This is a genomic window from Sulfuricurvum sp. (assembly GCF_022759005.1).
In the GTDB taxonomy this organism is placed as follows: Bacteria; Campylobacterota; Campylobacteria; order Campylobacterales; family Sulfurimonadaceae; genus Sulfuricurvum.
The window spans coordinates 1-7,408 of record NZ_JAEMQA010000042.1 but is presented as its reverse complement, the minus strand read 5'-3'; the positions used below and the strand labels follow the sequence as shown (position 1 = coordinate 7,408).

General features: G+C 44.9%; 9 protein-coding genes. 4 read left to right on the top strand and 5 right to left on the bottom strand.

Going from position 1 to position 7,408, the window contains the following annotated elements:
- The 4 genes from dnaK to JHC35_RS02455 all read left to right on the top strand — a co-directional run.
- Nucleotides 1-1,536 (top strand): molecular chaperone DnaK (dnaK, locus tag JHC35_RS02470; RefSeq protein WP_295041804.1); only part of this gene is annotated, 1,536 nt, incomplete at its 5' end.
- Nucleotides 1,537-1,659: 123 nt separating this feature from the next.
- Nucleotides 1,660-2,685: a response regulator gene (locus JHC35_RS02465; protein ID WP_295041803.1), complete on the top strand. Its 1,026-nt coding sequence runs from the start codon at nt 1,660-1,662 to the stop codon at nt 2,683-2,685.
- Nucleotides 2,686-2,754: 69 nt separating this feature from the next.
- Nucleotides 2,755-3,987, top strand: coding sequence for a glutamate-5-semialdehyde dehydrogenase (locus tag JHC35_RS02460; protein WP_295041802.1), 1,233 nt, complete (start codon nt 2,755-2,757; stop codon nt 3,985-3,987).
- Nucleotides 3,984-4,556, top strand: a complete 573-nt coding sequence (locus JHC35_RS02455; protein WP_295041801.1) for an ATP-binding cassette domain-containing protein — start codon at nt 3,984-3,986, stop codon at nt 4,554-4,556. The genes JHC35_RS02460 and JHC35_RS02455 overlap by 4 nt, the downstream gene beginning before the upstream one ends.
- Here JHC35_RS02455 and JHC35_RS02450 read toward each other — a convergent pair.
- From JHC35_RS02450 to JHC35_RS02430, 5 genes are all read right to left on the bottom strand, one after another.
- The gene (locus JHC35_RS02450; protein ID WP_295041800.1) at nt 4,553-5,248 is read right to left on the bottom strand and encodes a lysophospholipid acyltransferase family protein; all 696 of its coding nucleotides are present in this window, start codon (nt 5,246-5,248) and stop codon (nt 4,553-4,555) included. The two genes, JHC35_RS02455 and JHC35_RS02450, sit on opposite strands and share 4 nt — an antisense overlap.
- A complete protein-coding gene (locus tag JHC35_RS02445; RefSeq protein WP_295041799.1) occupies nt 5,229-6,380 on the bottom strand; it encodes a hypothetical protein in 1,152 nt (383 codons plus the stop codon). Before JHC35_RS02445 ends, JHC35_RS02450 begins: the two co-directional genes overlap by 20 nt.
- The gene (purQ, locus tag JHC35_RS02440) at nt 6,377-7,051 is read right to left on the bottom strand and encodes a phosphoribosylformylglycinamidine synthase subunit PurQ (protein WP_295041798.1); all 675 of its coding nucleotides are present in this window, start codon (nt 7,049-7,051) and stop codon (nt 6,377-6,379) included. Before purQ ends, JHC35_RS02445 begins: the two co-directional genes overlap by 4 nt.
- Nucleotides 7,048-7,290, bottom strand: coding sequence for a phosphoribosylformylglycinamidine synthase subunit PurS (gene purS / locus JHC35_RS02435; protein ID WP_295041797.1), 243 nt, complete (start codon nt 7,288-7,290; stop codon nt 7,048-7,050). Before purS ends, purQ begins: the two co-directional genes overlap by 4 nt.
- A gap of 4 nt (nt 7,291-7,294) precedes the next feature.
- On the bottom strand, nt 7,295-7,408 hold a 114-nt coding region (locus tag JHC35_RS02430), incomplete at its 5' end, for a phosphoribosylaminoimidazolesuccinocarboxamide synthase (RefSeq protein WP_295041805.1).

Below are 7,408 nucleotides of genomic sequence, written 5' to 3'. Positions count from 1 at the left end.
TCGGCAAAAATTCTTGCTAAATTGAAAGCAGATGCGGAAAGCTACCTTGGTCAATCCGTAACCGACGCGGTAATTACCGTTCCGGCGTACTTCAACGATGCTCAACGTAAAGCGACCAAAGAGGCAGGAACCATCGCAGGTCTTAACGTTCTACGTATCATCAATGAGCCGACAGCATCTGCATTGGCGTACGGGTTGGATTCAAAAGGGGATGAAAAAGTTCTCGTGTACGATCTCGGGGGTGGAACGTTCGACGTTACGGTTCTTGAGATATCTGATGGAACTTTCGAGGTTCTTTCAACGGATGGGAATGCGTTCCTCGGTGGGGATGACTTTGATAATAAAATCGTTGATTTTCTTGCAAGCGAGTTCAAATCAGACCACGGTATTGATCTCAAAGCGGACAAAATGGCGTTACAACGTCTTAAAGACGCGGCTGAAAATGCGAAAAAAGAGCTCTCTTCTGCAGAAGAAACAGAGATCAACCTTCCGTTTATCACGGCAGACGCAACAGGTCCTAAACACTTGGTCGTAAAACTCACTCGTGCAAAATTTGAGGGGATGATCGATACGCTTGTAAAAGAGACGATCAACCACATCAAAACCGCGATGAAAGATGCGGGGCTTAGTAAAAACGAGATCAACGAGATCATCATGGTTGGGGGTTCAACACGTCTTCCGATCGCACAAAAAATGGTTTCTGACGAGTTCGGCGGAAAAACCCTCAACAAAGGGGTGAATCCGGATGAGGTTGTAGCAGCCGGTGCGGCAATCCAAGGCGGGGTTCTCCGCGGAGACGTTAAAGACGTTCTCTTGCTCGACGTTACACCATTGTCACTCGGTATCGAAACACTCGGCGGTATCGCGACCAAAATTATCGAAAAAGGGACCACTATTCCGGTTAAAAAATCGCAAATCTTTTCGACTGCGGAAGATAACCAACCAGCGGTTTCTATCTCGGTTGTTCAAGGTGAGCGTGAGTTTGCCCGTGATAACAAATCACTCGGTCTTTTCGAGCTTAACGGTATCCCAGCGGCACCACGCGGTGTACCTCAAATCGAAGTAACATTCGACATCGATGCGAACGGTATCTTGACGGTTAGCTCAACAGACAAAGGAACCGGTAAATCGCAATCGATCACGATTTCAGGAAGCTCTGGACTTAGTGAAGAAGAGATCAACAAAATGATTCAAGATGCGGAGCAACACAAAGCCGAAGATGCGAAACGCAAAGAGATTGTTGACCTTCGCAACCAAGCGGACGCGTTGGCGAGCCAAACCGAAAAATCTCTTAAAGAGATGGAAGACAAAATCGACGCATCCGAGAAAGCCTCTATCGAATCGGCCCTTGAAGAGCTTAAAGCGGTGCTGAAAAATACCGATGCTACAAAAGAAGAGATCGAAGCGGCAACCAAAAAATTGGCAGATGCAAGCCACAAAATGGCAGAGCAAATGTACAAACAGCAAGAGGGCGGACAAGCCGCTTCAGGTAACGCGAAAAAAGATGACGATGTCATCGATGCGGAAATCGAGTAAAATTTTCTCCTCCCCCGCTTAGGCGGGAACTCTCTCAATTTGATAAATTCTCCGTGCTCGAGTATAAAATACTTTCTTTTTTTCGTATTATTAGTGTATGATAAAAGAAAAAAAGAGTAATCAATGACCGCACAATTACAACTTTTTCTTATAGTAATTCTTGTTGTAGCGCTATTGATCGTAATTTTTTATGTCATCGCACAAAAACGTTCTGCTCAAAAAATCGAGCCAGATGTATCTAGCGAACCTGAAATTGTGCAGCCTAAAAAAGAGGTGAAATCAATCCAGGAGCCTCTCGCCGCAGCGCCGATTGCGGATGGAAAGGCGCTGGAGTCAACGAACAGACGAAAGAGTGATTGCACTATCCCAAAACGCTCTGTACCGCCTCTTGGAAAAATCACAAAAGAGAATTTTTCCGAGTTTGCGGGAGAGAGAATTTTGGTGGCGGAAGATAATCTGATCAATCAAAAAGTGATTGTAGGTCTTTTGGCCGGATACGGTATTGAGATCGTTTTGGCGAACGACGGGCAGGAAGCATTGGAGATTCTGCAACGGGACAGCAATTTTTTGATGATCTTGATGGACGCCCATATGCCGAGAGTCGATGGGTTTGAAGCGACCCGCATCATCCGCGCCAATCCTCAGTATGATCATATTTTGGTCGTTGCTCTGAGTGGAGATGTCGGAGCTGATGACATTCAAAAAATGGAGAGTGCAGGGATGGCGGAGCAGTTGGCTAAACCTCTGAGAATGGAAGCACTGTATAAAATATTTTATGCCTATTCGACAAAACAAATCAAGCATCATACTGCTGTGAATAATATATTGGATTCTGAAGAAGGGGTTCAAATTTGCGGAGGAGACGAAAGATTTTACCGAGAAATTTTAGCCGAATTTGTCAGTGATTACGGTGATTCGGCAGTTCGATTGGGAGATTTTTTACGCGCCCATGATCTACGCAGTGCCGATGCATTGCTCCTTGACATTATCGGTGTAACGGCAAATATCGGGGCTCATTCACTCGGTGATACCGCGTCACATCTAAAACACTCTCTTAATGACGCGCAAGAGAAGAGCTATTTTGGTCTCTATGACCGCTATAAAATCCAGCTGGAGCGATTGTTGCATGAGATCAAAGCGTATCTTTGAATAATCTCGCTTCGGTGTGTGTTAATTAGAACGCATTTGTTATAATATCCCTTATAAAAGGGAACTATCATGGAACAATTTTTACAAAAAGCAAAATCAGCAAGCCGTATTTTGGCAACCATGAGCGGCAATGAACGCAACCGTATATTGCGTGAGATGGCCGAAGCACTGCGTGCTAATACGATGAATATCATCGAAGCCAATGCGATCGATATGAAAAAAGCCGATAAAGAGAACCTCTCCTCATCGCTTAAAGACCGTTTGATGCTCGATGAAAAACGGATTAACGCTATGGCGGTTGCGATCGAAGAGATCGCCGCCCTCAAAGATCCGGTGGGAAAAGTCATCGAAGGTTGGATTACCGAGACGGGACTAAAAATTGAAAAAGTGAGTATCCCGATCGGAATGATCGGTATCATTTATGAATCTCGTCCGAATGTCACCTCCGATACGGCTGCACTCTGTTTCAAAAGCTCGAACGGGTGCATCCTCAAAGGGGGAAAAGAGGCGGAACACTCCAATAAAATCATTGCCGATGTATTGCAGCAGGTACTGATACGTAACGACTTGCCAAAAGAACTGATTGCTTTGCTTCCCGACTCGAGTCGTGAAGGGGTGGCTAAACTGATCAAGATGGATAAATACGTCGATCTGATCGTCCCGCGGGGCGGTGAAGCACTCATCCGCTTTGTCAGTCAAAATGCCAGTGTTCCGGTAGTAAAACACGACAAAGGGCAATGTCATCTCTATATTGATAAAGATGCAAATATCGAAGATGCTCTGAAAATCGCGGTGAATGCCAAAGTGCAGCGCCCTTCAGCCTGTAATGCGATTGAGACGTTGTTGATTGATGAGGGTATCGCATCATCTGTACTTCCGATGTTTAAGGCGGTATTTGATCGAGAAAATACTCAACTCAAAGGGTGCGTATTAACCCGTGAGATCATCGAAGTAGCTGAAGCAAGCGATGAGGATTTTGATACCGAATATCTTGCCAATGTTTTGAATATTAAAGTGGTGGACGGTGTTGATGGGGCAATCAGCCATATCGTCCGTTTCGGTTCTGGTCATTCCGAATCGATCATTACGGAAAATATTACAACAGCCGAGCGGTTTATGGAGAGCATCGATGCTGCTGCTGTATATGTCAATGCATCCACCCGCTTTACCGACGGCGGAGAATTCGGATTCGGTGCAGAGGTTGGGATCAGTACCAACAAACTTCATGCCAGAGGGCCGATGGGGGTCGAGGGGCTGACCACGTATAAGTACAAAGTGTACGGTAAAGGTCAGGTTCGTTGAGTAGTGTTTTAGATATACAAAATATATCTTTTGGATATACAAAAAATACACTTTTATTTGAAGATTTTTCACTCTCGTTGAACGAGGGGGAGATCAAAGCGATCGTGGGTCCAAGCGGTGTCGGGAAATCGACATTATTTGAACTCATTTTGGGGCACCGTAAAGCACATTCGGGTTCTATTCGATCGTCTTCCCTTTCTCAGGTGTTTCAAGACCCCTATAGCTCATTTCATCCTACCTATACAATCCGCGAACAGATCATGGATGTAGCCTCTATGGAAGGGTATGAATCATTGATGGTGCAGATGGGGCTGGGAGAAGAGTTTTTGGATGCACTGCCTCATAAACTTTCCGGAGGACAATTACAACGCTGTTCGATTCTGCGATCACTCTTAATGAAGCCAAAATTGCTTCTATTGGATGAGCCGACCTCGGCGCTTGATAATCTCAACCAACTCGATATTATGAAACTGATTGTCGAAAATATCAAAGGGATGGGAGTCTTGCTGATTACTCATGACGGTGATTTGGCACGGTGGTGTGCTGATGAGATTATAACGCTCTCTTAAGCGTATTGCGGGAGAACTGCCACCTCGGAGTCGTAGACCTGCTGCATCTTGTTTTGTGTTTCTTTGAGCCACTCAGGATTATTTTTATCGGCTGTGAACGGATCGAGATAAATTGCGGTGATCGTCCCAGATCGGAAGATCTTTCGTTTGTTGCTGAAATGCTGCGCCGTCGCGATGAGAACGACGGGCTGTACTTTGAGATTGAATTTATCCGCCACCATTTTTGCACCCGCTTTGAACGGTTTCATTTTTCCGGTTTCCGTACGGGTTCCCTCTGGGAAAATGGTGATAACACGTCCGTGATCAAGACGGTCTTTGCACTCTTTGATCAGTTTGACGAGGGATGTTTTGCTTTCGCGCTCAAGAGCAATATCCTTTGGAAGCCGAACGACAAGTCCGAAGAACGGAACGTCAAAGAGCTCTTTTTTTGCAACCCACGCTAAATCTTTATCGGTGATCGTCTCCATAACACCGATATCGATATCGCTTTGGTGATTGATCAAAAACATTTGTACATCGGGATCGGGAGTCCCTTTGACACGGACGGGGGTAAATACCAAAAGGCGGATAAACCATGCTGAAAATTTGACGGCGTACGGTTTCGGTAAAAGATGAAATGTCGCTATCATCAGCGTCATCCCGCTAAAGATGACGATGATGGCGTAAAGCCATTTAATTCGTGCAAATATCACGTTTATTGACCCATCCTACTTTATCGTCTCTGAGATGAATTTTGATAAATTCCCCTACCTCTTTTTCGGCTTCCAAATGCTCTTCTTGGAGCGTCATTTCAAAAATTGTTCCGTTTTTGATCGGCAAAAGATATATCGGTGCATCTTTTTTAACACACACCGATTGGTTCGGCAAGAGAACATAAACCACATAGAACATCGGCAGTGCCGAAAAATACAAATACCATTTGTTTCGTCTCCAATAAAACATCCCGAATAACATTAATATGGCAACAACAGCACCACCGATTTTTAGCTCGGTATGGCGAGCGTCGGTTGGAGAGAGATCGCTTTGTCCGGTTGAGACGGTATCATCATCGACTTGGATAGGGATGGTGACTTGTTCGTAGCGCTGCTTTTGGAGATTGAAATAGGAGAAAACAAGGTTTTGCTCACTATTTGGGATAATCGCATAGTAGGTCATTTGCGACTCACCGACATTTGAGAGCTTCGATTCAAATCCTTGTTTGATTGCATTCGGAATTGAAAAATCGCTGATGTTACAGCGAGACGCTTTGACGGAGAAAATGACGACATTGCTCTCGTTATTGTACGGAGTCGTTTTGTAGTTGATCACTTCAAATTTATCCGCTAACACGTTGGCAAATCCGTTCGGCGGGCTTAGTGTCTTAGCGCTCAATGCGCTTCCTGTGAGTGTTTCTGAGACAGCACCCGTGGATGTCAGCGTTGCGGTAATATCAGGGAGTCGGATATTTTGAGACTGAACAAGAAAATAAAATGTGTCAAATACTCCGTCTTCTTTAATACTTCGCCGCGGTGTATCGCTGAAAATACGAACACCCGATTCATTGTTAAGGGTATACTCTACATTACCGGATGCCAAATCCACCGGAGTTAGTTTGACATTTACGGCTATGATTTCACCGACGTAAGGGTGAGATGGGAGATTGTTGAATTCTAATTTAAGTTTTCCTTGTGTATTAACTCCGGAAAAAAGGGTATTGATATCCGTTCCCCCGTCTTGGTCGGTTTGTGCAGAGTTGTCAGCGGTGGATTGAGGGTCGGTGAGTACCGAAGGCTCTGCAATAAGAAGTTGTCCGATCAGACAAAACAAAAGTGCTAAAGCTTTCAAGCGTTTATGAACCCCTCTAACATTGCTTTTCCGTCATCCGAGCCCAAAAGGGCTTCCATTGCGCGCTCCGGATGCGGCATGAGGCCGAATACGTTTTTGGTTTTATTGCAGATTCCGGCGATGCTATCGACCGAACCGTTCGGATTATCGATTTTTCCGGAGGCATCGGTATATTTGAGAAGCACTTGATTGTGAGTATAGAGCTCTTTGAGGCCCTTTTCATCAATGTAAAAGTTACCGTCATGGTGCGCAATCGGAATGTTCAACACTTGATCAATTGAACAATGGCGCAGAAAATCGTTATCATTGTTAATTACTTTGAGGTGGTGGTGGCGAGAGATAAAGTGAAGCCCCTCATTGCGTTTGAGTGCACCCGGAAGAAGTCCCGTTTCGGTCAAGACTTGAAAGCCGTTACAGATACCCAATACTTTTCCGCCGTTATTGGCATATACTTTGAGCGCTTTCATGATCGGAGACATTTTGGCGATTGCACCGCTGCGAAGATAATCTCCATAGCTAAATCCGCCGGCTACAACGACAAGATCACACCCTGATGGGATCGTATCGTTTTTATGCCAGAGAATTTCCGTTTCACATCCTAAAGATGCGAAGGCATGTTGGGTATCGTATTCACAGTTTGTACCGGGAAATTGGATAATACCGACTTTCATGCTTGGATCTCAATCTCATAATCTTCGATAACGGTATTGGCCAAAAGTTCTTCACACATGTGGGCAACTTTTTCTTTTGCGGTAGCGGCATCGCTCTCGTTCATCTCAATGATGATCTGTTTGCCGACACGTACGTCATTCACGCTTTCAAAACCATGACTTGCAAGCGCGTGATGTACCGCTTTTCCTTGAGAGTCCAACACGCCGTTTTTTAAAAATACATTTACAATAGCTTTCATTTGATTACCCCAAAATTCTGTTTAATACTTCTTCGTACGCGACTTTTAACCCGCCGAGACCTTGACGAAAACGGTCTTTATCCATTTTTTCACCGGTTGCTAAATCCCAAAAACGGCA